Origin of the sequence: Pseudomonas sp. NY15372 (assembly GCF_048068215.1) — a bacterium.
In the GTDB taxonomy this organism is placed as follows: Bacteria; Pseudomonadota; Gammaproteobacteria; order Pseudomonadales; family Pseudomonadaceae; genus Aquipseudomonas; species Aquipseudomonas guariconensis_A.
In genome coordinates this window covers 25,426-38,767 of the sequence record NZ_JBLUPY010000011.1, presented here as the reverse complement: position 1 = coordinate 38,767, position 13,342 = coordinate 25,426, and the positions used below count along the sequence as shown (strand labels likewise).

Sequence of the window (13,342 nt, the reverse complement as noted above, 5' to 3'; positions counted from 1 at the left end):
AATGACTGCTCAGGAGTAAAGCATGCGTAAACTGATTCTCAGCGCTGCGCTGGTCGCCGCCAGCGTATTCGGAATGACCGCTGTCCAGGCTGCGGAGCCTGTCGAAGGCCAGCAGTATTTCGAGCTGAGCAACCCTGTTCCGGTTTCCGTGCCGGGCAAGATCGAAGTCGTCGAGCTGTTCTGGTACGGCTGCCCGCACTGCTACCACTTCGAACCGACCGTCAATCCATGGGCCGAGAAACTGCCGGCCGATGTCAATTTCAAGCGCGTACCGGCCATGTTCGGCGGCCCTTGGGATGCCCACGGCCAGATGTTCCTGACCCTCGAAGCCATGGGCGTCGAGCACAAGGTCCACGCCGCCGTCTTCGACGCCATCCAGAACAAGCGCATGCGCCTGACCAAGCCTGAAGAAATGGCCGACTTCCTGGCTACCCAGGGCGTGGATAAGGACAAGTTCCTCGCCACCTTCAACTCCTTCGCCATCAAGGGCCAGGTGCAGCAGGCCAAGGAGCTGGCGAAGAAGTACGAAATCACCGGCGTACCGAGCATGGTCGTAAACGGCAAGTACCGCTTCGACCTGGGTACCGCTGGCGGGCCGGAAGGCGTGTTGAACGTCGCCGACCAGCTGATCGCCAAGGAGCGCGCCGCCAAGTAAGCGGCGTTGCCCCATGAACCGCTTTCGGTCCACCCGCCTGGTTGGCCTGCGACAACCGCAGGTCAACGAGCACCACCTGCAGGCCCCCGGCCTGCCAGAGGACGGGCGCCTGCGGTTGCTCAGCTTCAATATCCAGGTGGGCATCAGCACCGAACGCTACCGGCACTACCTGACCCGCAGCTGGCAGCACCTGCTGCCGCACACCGGGCGTGCCGGCAACCTGCAGAAGATCGGTGACCTGCTTGCCGATTTCGACCTGGTGGCCTTGCAGGAAGCCGATGGCGGCAGCCTGCGCTCGGGCTACATCAACCAGGTCGAGCACCTGGCCCAGCTCGGTGCCTTCCCCTATTGGTACCAGCAACTGAACCGTAACCTGGGCCGTTTCGCGCAGCACAGCAATGGTGTGCTCAGCCGGCTCAAGCCCCAGCACCTCGAAGACCACCCCCTGCCCGGCCCTGCCGGTCGCGGTGCGATCCTGGTGCGTTTCGGCGAAGGCGACGATGCCTTGATCGTGGTGATGATGCACCTGGCCCTCGGCGCCAAGACCCGCGCCCGGCAACTGGCCTACGTGCGCGAGCTGATTGGCGGCTATCGTCACCAGGTGCTGATGGGGGACATGAATACCCACGCCACCGACCTGCTCGAGCATTCGCCGCTGCGTGACCTTGGTCTGATCGCCCCTCAGGTCGAGGCCACGTTTCCCAGCTGGCGCCCGCAACGTTGCCTGGACCATATCCTGCTCAGCCCCAGCCTGACCCTGGAGCGGGTCGAGGTGTTGGCCCAGCCGATTTCCGATCACCTTCCGGTAGCCGTCGAGATTCGTTTGCCTGATGCACTGACTGTGGATACGCTGCCGGTTTTGGGCTAGTTGCCATCACCGGTTCGCGGATTCAGGCATGACAGACGAAGGCGAGCGCTGGAAAGAGAAGTACCTCAAGAGCATCGAACGACAGGAGCAGCTCGAGCGCCGCTGGGAGGCTCGCCTGGACTTGTTGCGTCGTGGCCTGGTGCGCAGCACCCTGGCTGCCGAAGGTAGCGACAAGACTGTCGACCAATGCATGAAGGAGCTGCGCGACGTCATCCGCAGCGACAACATGGATGCCGGTCTGGCCGGGCTGCTGCCACGCCTGGAAAAGGCTGTGCTCGATTCCGAGCAGCGTCGCGAGACGCGCATGACCCAGGTCAGTGAAGCGCTGACTGCACTGGTCAGTCAGCTACAGGGCCTGTCGTTGCCCGGCGAGGTGGCCCGCCCCCTGAAGAAACTGTCCAAGAAGCTCGAGGCAGGCGTCAGCCAATCCCGCGAACTGCCGCCGCTGCTGGGCGAACTCAGTGGTTTGCAGGGGCGGGCCCTGAACGCACTGCAACGGCCGGACGAAGAGATGCGGCCCGGTTTTCTCCAGCGCCTGTTCGGTGGGCGCGAGGCCGAGGCCGAGCCCTCCGCCACGCCCACGGACGTGATCCACGTCGATGCCGCCGCCCAGCCACCGAGCGAACCTTCGTCCCCGGTCGATGTGGATGCCCTGCAACCGTTGCCTGAGCCCGAGGAGCAAATCGCCCCGGTGGCTGAGCCCGATGCGCAGGAGCGGCCCTTCGACCCGACTGCGCACTCGCAAGCAACGGCCCCGCCCCTGGTGGACGAGGTGCAACCGCAGCCGCAGGCGGCAGACGCGCCGCAGGCATTGTCTGGGGTGAGCCCGGACAGCCCTGGCGAGGGTTCCTTCGCCCTGCCCGATGCCGTCGAACCGCCTTACAGCATGGTCGCCATGCACATCGAGCAGACCCTGATCGGGCTGCTCGACGACCTGAGCCTGCCCGAGCCCTACAAGGCCCAGGCGCAGGCCATGCGCGAGCGAGTGTCGCGGGGGCTGAACTGGTACGAGCTGATCCCGGTGCTGGATGACCTGGCTGTGCTGATGCTGGCGATCACCGACAGCGGGCAGCATGAATTCGAGGCCTACCTGCAACAGCTCAACGAGCGCCTGGCGTCCTTCCAGAGTCACCTGCAGGAAGCGAGCGCGGGGCATGCCGACAACAGCAGCGCTGTCCGCCAGTTGGATCACCAACTGCGCGAGCAGGTCGACGGGCTGCAGAGCAGCGTGCAGGACGCGGCTGACCTGGGTAGCCTCAAGCGCGTGCTGGAAACCCGCCTGGAAGGCCTGTTGAACACCATGGACGAACACCAGCACGAACGTGACCGACGTGAGCAGGAGCTGGCGAGCCGCCTGCAAGGCCTGGCCGAGCGGGTGCAGAACATGGAGCAGGAAGCCCACGGCTATCGCGAGCATCTGGAAGAACAACGCCAGAAGGCCTTGCTTGATCCGCTCACCGGCTTGCCCAATCGCGCGGCCTGGTCGGAGCGTGTGGAGCAGGAGGTGAGGAAATGGCAGGCCCAGGGTGGCAATTTGCTGATGGCGATCCTCGACCTCGACCACTTCAAGCGCATCAACGACAGCTATGGCCACCTGGCCGGCGACAAGGTGTTGAAAATCGTCGCCAGCCAGCTGCGCAAACGCCTGCGTGGGCAAGATTTCATCGCCCGTTTCGGTGGCGAGGAGTTCGTCCTGTTGCTGCCGCAGACCGCCCCTGAGGTCGGCGCCAAGCTGGCAGAAGTGCTGCGGGCGACGGTCGAGGCCTGCCCGTTCCACTTCAAGGGCGAACGAGTGGTCATTACCACCTCCATCGGTTTCAGCGCGTTTCGCTTCGGCGAGCGCGCCGACCAGGTCCTCAAGCGTGCCGACACCGCGCTCTATCGCGCCAAGGAGCTTGGGCGCAACCGTGTGGAGCAAGGCTGAGTCGGCGCGCATACGTTATGCTGTTGCATTACTGACTCATCACCCTGGCGCCTTACATGAAAGTGTTGTTCACCGTCCTGCTGTCGATCGTCCTGGCCGGTTGCTCCACCGGCCTGCGCATCGACCGCAGTCACCCTTCGGTCAATCACGACAGCCGTATCCAGTTCGTGGTCCTGCACTACACCAACGCGTCGTTGGAGCGCTCCCTGGCCTTGCTGACCCATGGCGAAGTCAGCAGCCATTACCTGATCGGCGACGGGCCGGCCACGGTCTACCAGCTGGTCGACGAGAACCGCCGGGCCTGGCATGCCGGCGATAGTCAATGGCAAGGCCGCACCTGGCTGAACTCCAGCTCCATCGGCATCGAAATCGTCAACCCGGGCTACACCGACACGCCCAACGGCCGGGTCTGGCACCCGTACAGCGAGGCGCAGGTCCAGGCGCTGATCGCGCTGCTCAAGGACATCGTCAAACGCAACAATATCGAGCCCCGGCACATCATCGGCCACAGCGACATCGCCCCGTTGCGCAAGCTCGACCCAGGGCCGATGTTCCCCTGGAAACGCCTGGCCGATGCTGGGCTGGGCGTGTGGCCGGAGGCCACTGCGGTGGCTCGGCAACAGGCCTACTTCAGCGTCAACCCACCGACGATCACCTGGTACCAGCAGCAGCTGGCACGCTTCGGCTATGCCATCGACCAGACCGGCGAGCTGGATGTGTCCACCCGTCACGTGATCGCGGCCTTCCAGATGCGCTTCCGTGCGCAGCGTTTCGACGGCATGCCCGACGCCCAGACCGCCGCCATGTTGCAGGTGCTCAACCGCACACGCTGATCGGTTACTTCCCCGAACGGGCCGGGATTGCGCCCAACGGCAACGCTGACTGCACGCATAGTTGCTATACCTCTTGGTAATCAACTGGATGTCTGCGATGTCAGCGTTCCTTGCGGCACTGCGTCAATTTTTCCACCGTCCCTGGATGCTGGCTGGGCTGGCCGCATTTTCCAGCGCAGTACTGTTGCTCACGGCAAGCCTCGGCGTGGCGTTCCAGCAGGTGAAGCAGAACGAAAGCGCGCAGATGAATGCTCGGGGTGAGCGCTTTCTGGAGCGGCTGGAGCAGATCTTCGGGCAACTGCGAGAAGGTGTCGACCAGCTCCAGGCGCAACCTTTGCGAGGTTGCGATGCGGCGATGATCGCGGCTTTGCAGCAAGTGGGGCTAAGCTCGCGCTTCATCTACGAAGCGGCCTACGTGGATGGCACCGAGGCCTGCTCCAACCGCGGCGGCGAACGGGCCATCGAGCCTTTCCGGGCCCCAGATATTCAAGGGCCGACCTACAGCTATTGGCTCAATACCTCCACCGAACCCAACGAGAACCTGGCGGCGCTGATGCTTGGCCGGGGCCAATTCCTGGTCTCCACTTCGCGGGGGCACCTCACCGACGTGGTCGACCTGCCCCTGGGCAGCAGCGTGCTGGTGGTCCTCGACCACGGTACTCGCGCCATCCCGGTGCTTGGCCCTCCCCAGCGCTGGCCGCCGGCGGCTGATTGGCCGCCGCCGTCGAGCCAGCCGCTGGTGGAGCTGGATGACCGGCTGCTTTATTACATGCAGACCAAGTCTCCGGACTATCAGTTGGTACTGATCGCACCACGCGCAGGCCTGCCCTTGAAGATGAATGGCATGCTCTGGCTGTTGTTCCCCGGCAGCCTGGTGCTGGCGTGCTGCATCGGTTGGCTGGTGCTGCAGTTGATCCTGCAGCGGCGCTCGATGAGTTCGGAGCTGCAGAACGCCCTGCGCCGGGGAGAGCTGCAGGTGCTCTACCAGCCGATCTTCGAGTTGAACAGCCGACGCTGCGTCGGTGCCGAGGCGCTGGTGCGCTGGCTGCGGCCGGATGGCACCCTGACCAGCCCGGAGCTGTTCATCCCCTTGGCCGAAAATACCGGGCAGATCCGCCAGATAACCGACTTCGTCCTGCAACGGGTATTGGAGCAGCTGAGCCAGTTGCTGCGGGCCAACCCTGAGCTGTACATCTCGGTGAACCTCGCGGCGTGCGATGTCATGGTCCCCCGTATCGGTCGGGTGGCGGCCCGGCTGTTGGCGCATCACCGGGTGGCTGCCAGCCAGATCGCCTTCGAAGTGACCGAGCGTGGCCTGATCGATGTAGTGGTGGCGCGTAACAATCTGCAGGCTTTGAGGGCCGTGGGGCACCAGGTGCTGATCGACGACTTCGGCACCGGCTACTGCAGCCTCGCCTACTTGCAAACCTTGCCGGTGGACTGCCTGAAGATCGACAAGGCGTTCATCGATGCCCTGGGGCACGATGCCGCCAGCAGTGGCGTGGCGCCCCATATCATCCGCATGGCCCATTCCCTGCACCTGCGGGTGATCGCCGAGGGCATCGAATGCGAAGACCAGGCGGTACTGCTCAATAGCGAAGGGGTCAACTATGGCCAGGGCTGGCTGTTCGCTCATCCGCTCACGGCTCGCCAATTCACCGTATTGGTCACCCGCGAGCGGCGTAACCGCAGGTAGCCGCTAGACAGGCAAGGCCATATAGAACTGGGTACCCTGCCCAGGCCGGGAGTACACGCCCATGCGGCCCCCGTGCAGCTGGACGATTTCCTTGCACAAGGCCAGGCCAAGCCCGGCACCGCCCTTCTTGCGCCCGACCTGGACGAACGGCTCGAAGATCCGGCCTTGTTGGCCATAGGCGATGCCTTCGCCATTGTCTTCCACCCCGATGATCACCCGTTCGGCATGCCGCCGCGCATGCAGGCGGATGCGCCCGCCGCTGGCGGTATGGCGGATGGCGTTGTGCAGCAGGTTGTCCAATACCCGGTCCAGTTGGGCCACGTCCGCCTGAATGCGTGGCAAGGGCGACTCCAGGTCGATGAACAGCTCGATCTCTTTCTGCACAGCCAGTTCGGCGAAGCGCGCCTGGGCATGCTCGAGCAACTGGTCGATGGCGCAAGGGGCCAGCTCCAGCTTTTGCAGGCCGCTCTGGTAGCGGGAAAAGTTGAGCAGGTCGTTGATCAGTTGGGTCAGGCGCTGCATTTCCTCGCCGATGGTCTCAAGCAGGTCGTTCTCCCGCGCGTCGGGTGGAAACGCCACGCGCTCGCGCAGCAGGCCGAATGCCATGTGCATGCCGGTGACCGGCGTGCGCAGCTCATGGGAGGCCCGTAGGACGAATTCGCTGCGTACCCGCTCGAAGGCACGCTGTTCGGTGACATCGTGCAGCACCATCACGGCGCCCAGGATCGGCCCCTCAGGATGGCAGACCGGTGTGAGGCTGTAGGTCAGCAGCCGGGTTTCTTCGTCTATCTCGATGCTCAGGTCATCGGGCGGGCGGTCCAGGCTGCCGCCGCGCAGGACCTGGCGCAGCTGCTGCTCCAGCTCCGGGCGTTGCAGCGCTTCGGTCAGGCCGCTGCCGACCCGGCTGGTGTCCCAACCCAGCTGACGCTGTGCCACTGGGTTCAGGTGCTCCAGGCAGCCTTGGCGGTCAATGATCAGCAATCCGTCGTCGATGCTGTCTAGCACCGCCTGCAGACGTTGCTGGCCGGCCAGCAGTTCATCGACATTGGTGGCCTGGTGCTTGCGCAGGGCATCTGCCATCAGCCCGAAGCGCCGGGTCAGCTGGTTGAGCTCGCTGGCTTGGGTGACCGGCAGGGTGACGTCGAAATTGCCTTGCCCGACTTGGTCGGCGGCCTTGGCCAAGGCCTCGATCGGCTGGCCGAAGCGGCGGGCAATGTTGTGCGCGGTGGCGAACCCCAGTACCAGTACCGCCAGGCCCAGCAGGCTGAGCAGCCCACTGACCAGCAAGGCGCGGTCACGAGTATGGGCCTCACCACTGGTGATGTGTTCGAGGGCCTGCTTGTGGGAGTCGATGAGGTCGTTGCGGACTTGATTGAAGGCAGCACCCAGCGGCAGGTCGGGGCTCATGTTCCGCGCGGGCGCCGTACTGTCCCGGTAGGCCTGGAGAAACGCCTGGTAGTTGCTGCTGGTCTTGCTGAACGCTGTACGTTCGCCGCCTCCGGCCAGGTCTTGGTTGAGCAGGGCCTGGAAATCTTCCTGCAACGCCAGCAGGCTGCGCGAATCGGTGTTCTCGTTGAGAATCAGGGTCAACTGCTCGCCAAGGTTCTGCCGCAGTTTCAGCCCGATTTCCAACGTTCGGGTGGTTTCTTCCACCAGCCGCTGGTGGACGGTGGCCATCTGCACCACGCTCACCAGCCCGAGCAACAGGCCAAGCAAGGCGACGCTGACCAGCGCCGAAATGCTCAGGAAAAGCCGCGTACGCAGCTTCATCGGCCATTTCATAAGTTGTACTGCTTGCGTTTGCGGTACAGGGTCGAAGCATCGATACCCAAGGTTTTGGCCGCCTGGTCCAAGGTATCGCTGGCGGCCAGGACCGCGCCGATATGCGCGCGCTCGAGCTCGTCCAGGCTCAAGGCGGCGCCGATGCGCGGTGCGTTGCTGGTGGGCGCTTCGGCCATGCCCAGGTGGGCGACCTCCACCCGTTCCTGTGGGCAGATGATGCTCGCCCGTTCCACCACGTTGCGCAGCTCGCGGATATTGCCGGGCCAGCGGTAATTGAGCAGCGCAGTGCGCGCCTCGTCGCTGAACACCCGGGCCGGGCGCGCGTATTCCTTGACGAAGCGGGCCAGGAAGCGCTCGGCCAGGGTGAGGATGTCTTCGCTGCGCTCACGCAGCGGCGGCAGGTGCAGGGTGATGACGTTCAGGCGATAGAGGAGGTCTTCACGGAAGCGCCCGTCGCGGACCATTTCTTCAAGGTTGAGGTTGGTCGCGGCCAGGATGCGGACATCGGCGCGGCGGGTGACCGGGTCGCCGACCCGCTCGTACTCCTTGTCCTGGATGAAGCGCAGCAGCTTGGGTTGCAGAGTCAGGGGGAAATCACCGATCTCGTCGAGGAACAGGGTACCGCCGTCGGCCTGGTTGACCCGCCCCAGGGTGCTTTCGCTGGCGCCGGTAAAGGCCCCGCGGGTATGGCCGAACAGTTCGCTTTCCATCAGTTCGGCATTCAGCGATGGGCAGTTGATGGTCACGCAGGCCTTGCGCGTTCGCTTGCTCCAGCCATGGATGGCGCGCGCCAGTTCGCCCTTGCCGGTGCCCGACTCGCCGAGGATGAGAATGTTGGCGTCGGTGGTCGCTACCTGCCGGGCGGTTTCCAGTACCGCCATCATCGCCGGGCTGTGGGAATCCAGGCCGTCCTTGGGTTTGCGTACTTCGCCTTCCAGGGCCTCCAGGCGTGCCGACAGTTGGCGGACCTCCAGCTGCTTGGCGGTGGCCAGGCGCAACTGGTCGGGGCTGCATGGCTTGACCAGGTAATCGGCCGCGCCGGCCTGGATGGCATCCACCGCAGTGTCTACCGCGGAATGGGCCGTCACGATGACCACGCGCATCCAGGGGGCCTGGATGCGCATCTGGGCGAGCACGTCGAGGCCGTTGTCTTCGCCCAGGCGCAAATCGAGGAAGCACAGGTCGAATACCTGGCGTTGCAGCAAGGCATCGGCCTGGGCGGCGCTGCTGGCCGTGGCCACGCTATAGCCTTCGTCTTCGAGGCAGTAGCGGAAGGTTCGCAGGATCGCGGATTCGTCATCCACCAGCAGAATGCGGCCTTGGGTGTCCTGGGCTGATTCCATGTTCCTACGCTCCTTCGGGATTGATCTCAATTAGTGTCGGAAAAATCGGGCAAGTTGCATGGTCCATTCTGAAAGAATCCGTCGTTTGCATGCTAGCCATTGGCCTGTTCTTCCGCTGGTACGAAACATACCGGGCGTTTTGACAGACCGTTCGACTGGCATGGCAGTTGCGACGATCTTCAATTTTTTGCCACGAAAGGAGGTGCAACCCATGCCTTTATTCCCTCGAGCCGCCCTGCTGGCGGCCTTGTTGTTGCCTGTGCTCTCGCCTGCCTTGGCCGATACCGCGCAGAACGCCCGCCTCGAAGGCGCCCTGCAAACGGCGTTGTCGCTCAACCGTGTGCTCAACCCGTTCCGTATCGAAGTCGGCGTGGAGGGGCCCAAAGCCACGCTATCCGGCGAGGTGGAGAACGAGGTGGAGCGCCAGCTGGCAGAGCATGTCGCCCTGGCGACCCATGGTATCGAACAGGTCGACAACCAGTTGCGGGTCAACCCGCAGCTCGTCGAGCGCCCGCTGGAGTTGCGTGCCTACGCCCAGCGGTTGGAGGACGCGACGTTGGCGGCGGTCATTCGGGCCCGGCTGCTCTGGAGCACGGTCACCGAAAAGGCGCCGATCGAAGTCGAGAGCCGTGAGGGCGTGGTGACCCTGCGCGGCAAGGTCGACAGCGCCGAGGCCAAAGAGCTTGCCGGTGTACTGGCGCGCACCACCGAGGGGGTGCACCTGGTCAACAACCTGGTCAGCCTGGACAGCGCGGCCATGGCCAAGGCTCGGGGAAAACCCGTGGATGCGCCGAGCGGGCCGCAGCCAAGCGATAACTGGATCGTCGACAAGATCCAGGCGAGCTATCGCTTCAGTCGCAATCTCGATGGCCTCAACCTCAAGGTGGCCAGTGAGCAAGGCCTGGTGCGCCTTTCCGGCGAGGTGGTCAGCAGCGAGCAGAAAACCATTGCCGTCGAGGTGGCTCGGCAGATTATCGGCGTAAGGGGCGTGGACGCAGACCTGTTGAAAGTGGCCAGTAAAGTCGAAGGCTGATCGTGCAAAACGCACGGCTTCGAAAAGGCCATCGTGCAGGATAAACGCCAAAGAGGGTTTCTGAGTTTAGATAACTTATTGAATTTAAAGGATTTTAATAGACTGCACGGACTGGCATGCAGGCTGCAACTTCCCTGTCAGGTTCGAATAAAAACACAGCAGGAGGAGCCGGCATGAATCGCCAATCCGTCAATCGCTCGCAGACCGCCGAACTGCCCTGGCGCCAGTGCCTTTACCTCGGCCTGGCCCTGCTGCTGACGCTCGCCGCTGGCCAGTTCTACTACAGCTGGCAGACCGCGCGGCTCGCCGAGCAGGTCGCGGCACATACCGCGCTGTTGACGCAATTGCAGGCGACCCGTGCCGAGACTCTGGTCAGAGCGCAAGCGCCGCTGCCAGCGCAAGAGGTTTCATCCGACACCCTGGAGAACGTCGTCACCCAGGAACGCTGGGTGTTCTGACCACGACCGATTTCGAAAAAGAAAGGAGAACCATCATGCTGAGTTGGGCCATCACCTTCCTGATCATTGCCATTGTCGCCGCCGTGCTGGGCTTCGGTGGTATTGCCGGCGCCGCCACGGGTATCGCGAAGATCCTGTTCATCGTCTTCCTGGTCCTGTTCGTGGCTTCCTTCTTCTTCGGACGCGGTAGAGGTTGAGCATGAGCCGGATGCTTTGCAAAGCCCTGGCTACCGCCCTGCTTGTGGGCGGTAGCGCGGGAGCGATGGCGGCCAATGACGGCCAGGTCCGGGTCAGCCAGCTGCTGGGTTCGGACCCCGAATATCGAGAAACCTGGCAGGACGCCATAAAAGGCGAGGAGCGCCTGCCCGACTGGGTGATCAACCTCAGCGGCAGCTCGCAGGAGCAGATGTCGGCCGTTACCGAGGATGGCGACAAGTACTTGGTCGGGCCTTTGTGCGAATCCCAAACCAACTGCACTTACAAGCGCCTGGTGGTGGCGTTCAGTTGGGACAAGGAGGATGCCTACGGGATGCTCGTTGAAGTGCCCGAAGGCCTGCCTTCGGATAAATCGCCCACCCGCCATGCGCAGTATCGTTGGCTGGGCGACCCGGACGACGGCATGAAAGCCATGCTGCGCGAGCAGCTCAAGCGCGACCCGAAGTGGTACTGACCGAAGGTCGCGGTTTGTAACCAGATAGAAGCTGAACCTTTTTATCTTTCAGGCTTCTATGGTGCGCCGCTCCGAGGAGGGGTGGCGCATGACCAGGGGGCCGGGCTGTTCTGATTGCTTCAGGATCGGAGTGGCCTAGGGGTACAGGGAGTACCTCCGTCATGGGCCGGGTCAGGCAAGGCGGCATCGGAAGTCATGGCCGGCGTGTCAGGCGACACAAGTGCCAGGCCGGACTTCCGAGGCGCCTATATAGGAAAGGGCCTATCGTTCTGGCTTTTTCGTTGGAGGCACATTTTGCCTCGACCGTACATCGAAATTTTTTTCGTACAGGTACGCCGCCGCACGGCCCTGTTCGGCACCATTCGGATTGTCGAACAAGGCGCCGAAACACCCAAATGACCACTGTTAAATCTGCCGAAAAATGGCGCTTTGGTCTTGTTCGGAAATCCGAACGCAAGAATCCCAACCCTCTCTGATGCGCGTTTTTGCTCCCAAGCCTCATGCCGATTCGGCATAGGGTAATCGTTTCCGGCATTAGACTGCCCCCTTTCCCGTCGCAATAGTTGCCGCCTTTTTCGCTGGCCCGAGCGCCCAGACGCTCGCTTGCGGTGACCTTCGATGGCGTCGCCGGACGGAAGCCCAACGCTGCCCAATGCGCTGCCAAAGGCTCTGGGATGCGTTTTTCCGCTTGGCACCCATGACCACTAAAAGAAAGGGTAATGACATGAAGAAGGCAAAACTGAGCCTCGCCTGGCAGATCCTCATCGGACTCGTCCTCGGCGTTGCGATCGGCGCGCTGCTGAACCATTTCAGTGCAGAAAAGGCATGGTGGATCAGTAATGTCCTGCAGCCAGCCGGTGACATCTTCATTCGCCTGATCAAGATGATCGTCGTCCCGATCGTGATTTCGTCGCTGATCGTGGGCATCGCCGGGGTTGGCGACGCGAAGAAACTGGGCAGCATTGGCCTGAAGACCATCATCTACTTCGAGGTGGTGACCACCATCGCCATCGTCGTTGGCCTGGTGTTGGCCAACCTGTTCCACCCAGGTGCCGGCATCGACATGAGCACCCTGGGTACCGTCGACATCTCCAAGTACCAGGCCACCGCGGCCGAGGTGCAGCATGAGCATGCGTTCATCGAGACCCTGCTGAACCTGATCCCGTCCAACATCTTCGCGGCCGTGGCCCGTGGCGAGATGCTGCCGATCATCTTCTTCTCGGTGATGTTCGGTCTGGGCCTGTCGAGCCTGCCGGGCGACCTGCGCGATCCGCTGGTACGTACCTTCCAGGGCGTGTCGGAGACCATGTTCAAGGTCACCCACATGATCATGAACTACGCCCCGATCGGCGTGTTCGCCCTGATCGCCGTGACTGTCGCCAACTTCGGCTTCGCCTCGCTGCTGCCATTGGCCAAGCTGGTGTTGCTGGTGTACTTCGCCATCGCCTTCTTCGCCTTCATGGTGCTGGGCCTGGTGGCGCGCGTGTTCGGCTTCTCGGTCATCAAGATCATGCGCATCATGAAAGACGAGCTGATCCTGGCCTACTCCACCTCCAGCTCGGAAACCGTGCTGCCGCGGGTGATCGAGAAGATGGAGGCCTACGGTGCGCCGAAGTCGATCTGCAGCTTCGTGGTTCCGACCGGCTACTCGTTCAACCTTGACGGCTCGACCCTGTACCAGAGCATCGCGGCTATCTTCATCGCCCAGCTGTACGGTATCGACCTGTCCTGGAGCCAGCAGCTGCTGCTGGTGCTGACCCTGATGGTCACCTCCAAGGGTATCGCCGGTGTACCGGGTGTTTCCTTCGTGGTGCTGCTGGCGACCCTGGGCAGCGTGGGCATTCCGCTGGAAGGCCTGGCCTTCATCGCCGGTGTCGACCGCATCATGGATATGGCCCGCACCGCCCTGAACGTGATCGGCAACGCCCTGGCGGCACTGGTTGTCGCACGGTGGGAAGGCATGTACGACGCCGCCAAGGGCGAGCGCTACTACAGCTCGCTGATGGCAGGTAACAAGCATGAGGCGGTGGTGGCTGCCGCTGGCAAGCCGGCCCAAGCGGCCCAGCAGAACCAGTAAAGC

General features: G+C 63.1%; 12 protein-coding genes. 10 read left to right on the top strand and 2 right to left on the bottom strand.

The annotated features are described in order from the left end of the window. Positions 1-22: 22 nt before the first annotated feature. The 5 genes from dsbA (at position 23) to ACNFG0_RS10975 (ending at position 5,976) form a co-directional block, all read left to right on the top strand. Entirely contained in the window at positions 23-655 is a 633-nt protein-coding gene (dsbA, locus tag ACNFG0_RS10995) for a thiol:disulfide interchange protein DsbA (protein ID WP_196154771.1), read from the top strand. Between the two features lie 13 nt (positions 656-668). Further along, entirely contained in the window at positions 669-1,523 is an 855-nt protein-coding gene (locus ACNFG0_RS10990; RefSeq protein WP_196145131.1) for an endonuclease/exonuclease/phosphatase family protein, read from the top strand. A gap of 28 nt (positions 1,524-1,551) precedes the next feature. Further along, positions 1,552-3,447 (top strand): diguanylate cyclase, encoded by a 1,896-nt coding sequence (locus tag ACNFG0_RS10985; protein WP_416764807.1) that lies wholly within the window; start codon positions 1,552-1,554, stop codon positions 3,445-3,447. A 56-nt stretch (positions 3,448-3,503) separates the two neighbouring features. Further along, a complete protein-coding gene (locus ACNFG0_RS10980; RefSeq protein ID WP_196145129.1) occupies positions 3,504-4,280 on the top strand; it encodes an N-acetylmuramoyl-L-alanine amidase in 777 nt (258 codons plus the stop codon). Between the two features lie 97 nt (positions 4,281-4,377). Then, a complete protein-coding gene (locus ACNFG0_RS10975) occupies positions 4,378-5,976 on the top strand; it encodes an EAL domain-containing protein (RefSeq protein WP_196154773.1) in 1,599 nt (532 codons plus the stop codon). A gap of 3 nt (positions 5,977-5,979) precedes the next feature. On the opposite strand, the gene ACNFG0_RS10970 is transcribed toward ACNFG0_RS10975, so the two are convergent. Beyond that, a complete protein-coding gene (locus ACNFG0_RS10970; protein WP_416764804.1) occupies positions 5,980-7,758 on the bottom strand; it encodes a KinB sensor domain-containing domain in 1,779 nt (592 codons plus the stop codon). Then, entirely contained in the window at positions 7,755-9,101 is a 1,347-nt protein-coding gene (algB, locus tag ACNFG0_RS10965; RefSeq protein ID WP_416764802.1) for a sigma-54-dependent response regulator transcription factor AlgB, read from the bottom strand. The genes ACNFG0_RS10970 and algB overlap by 4 nt, the downstream gene beginning before the upstream one ends. Before the next feature lie 211 nt (positions 9,102-9,312). Here algB and ACNFG0_RS10960 point away from each other — a divergent pair, with 211 nt between their 5' ends. The 5 genes from ACNFG0_RS10960 to gltP all read left to right on the top strand — a co-directional run bounded on the left by ACNFG0_RS10960 (position 9,313) and on the right by gltP (position 13,339). Further along, positions 9,313-10,134, top strand: a complete 822-nt coding sequence (locus tag ACNFG0_RS10960; RefSeq protein WP_196154776.1) for a BON domain-containing protein — start codon at positions 9,313-9,315, stop codon at positions 10,132-10,134. A 173-nt stretch (positions 10,135-10,307) separates the two neighbouring features. Next, positions 10,308-10,592, top strand: coding sequence for a hypothetical protein (locus ACNFG0_RS10955; protein ID WP_196145124.1), 285 nt, complete (start codon positions 10,308-10,310; stop codon positions 10,590-10,592). A gap of 35 nt (positions 10,593-10,627) precedes the next feature. Then, positions 10,628-10,789 (top strand): DUF1328 domain-containing protein, encoded by a 162-nt coding sequence (locus ACNFG0_RS10950; protein ID WP_003252966.1) that lies wholly within the window; start codon positions 10,628-10,630, stop codon positions 10,787-10,789. Positions 10,790-10,791: 2 nt separating this feature from the next. Beyond that, a complete protein-coding gene (locus tag ACNFG0_RS10945) occupies positions 10,792-11,262 on the top strand; it encodes an inhibitor of vertebrate lysozyme family protein (RefSeq protein WP_196145123.1) in 471 nt (156 codons plus the stop codon). A 724-nt stretch (positions 11,263-11,986) separates the two neighbouring features. After that, positions 11,987-13,339: a glutamate/aspartate:proton symporter GltP gene (gene gltP / locus ACNFG0_RS10940; protein ID WP_196145122.1), complete on the top strand. Its 1,353-nt coding sequence runs from the start codon at positions 11,987-11,989 to the stop codon at positions 13,337-13,339. Positions 13,340-13,342 lie beyond the last annotated feature (3 nt).